1 protein-coding gene is annotated in these 888 nt (G+C 68.0%); it reads left to right on the plus strand.

The annotated features are described in order from the left end of the window. Positions 1-357 precede the first annotated feature (357 nt). Positions 358-888: AAA family ATPase (locus tag H7J86_RS00045; protein ID WP_267288600.1), on the plus strand; the 531-nt coding region annotated here is incomplete at its 3' end.

Raw genomic sequence — 888 nt, forward strand, 5'->3', positions numbered from 1 at the left:
CCCTGATCGCGCGCGGGGACAAGCGCCCGGTGATCACCGATCCCGCCGCGAAATATTGGGGCATCGATATCGACGACGACACCCTGGTTCCCGACGGGGCCGCGACATTCTTCGAGACCCGGTTCGCGGACTGGATTCTCGAACAAGCGGCGACTCACTGACCGGGGCGACCGTGGCAGACGTCCTCTCGCCCCCAGGCGATCTCAGCCTTTTCTGCGGCATGTCGATCGGCTTCGAAGACGAATCCACGACCATGACCCGCACCGGCCGGGCGCCGTTGCACGAGTCCGTCACCTTCGTCGACGGCTGATACCGCCGCTAGCATTCCAGATCGAACCAACAGATGCGGTGGGAGCTATGTCGACTCAGGCTGGGCAGTCGAAGCCGGAACTGCACGGCCGCGGCCCGGAATGCGCACGACTCGCGGACCTGATCGCCACGGCGCGGTCCGGAACCGGGCAGGCCATGGTGCTGCGCGGCAAGGCCGGGGTCGGCAAGACCGCATTGCTGGACTGCGCGACCGCGGCCGCCACCGACTTCCGCACCGTCCAGGTGTCCGGGGTGCAGTCCGACATGGAACTCGCGTATGCCGGCCTGCAGCAGATGTGCGCCCCGTTGATGGGCTACCTCGACACCTTGGCCGCGCCGCAGCGCGAAGCGCTGTCGGTGGCCTTCGGCTACGGCGCCGGCCCGACCCCGGACCGCTTCCTGGTCGGACTGGCGGTCCTGAGTCTGCTCGCGGCCGCCGCCGACGACCAGCCGTTGCTCTGCGTGATCGATGACGCACAATGGCTCGACCAGGTGTCGGTGCAGACGCTGGCGTTCGTTGCGCGCCGCCTGCTCGCGGAGAAGGTCGCCATGGTGTTCGCGATCCGCGACGGTTTCTCC

This window comes from Mycobacterium hackensackense (genome assembly GCF_025822555.1).
Taxonomy (GTDB): domain Bacteria; phylum Actinomycetota; class Actinomycetes; order Mycobacteriales; family Mycobacteriaceae; genus Mycobacterium; species Mycobacterium fluoranthenivorans.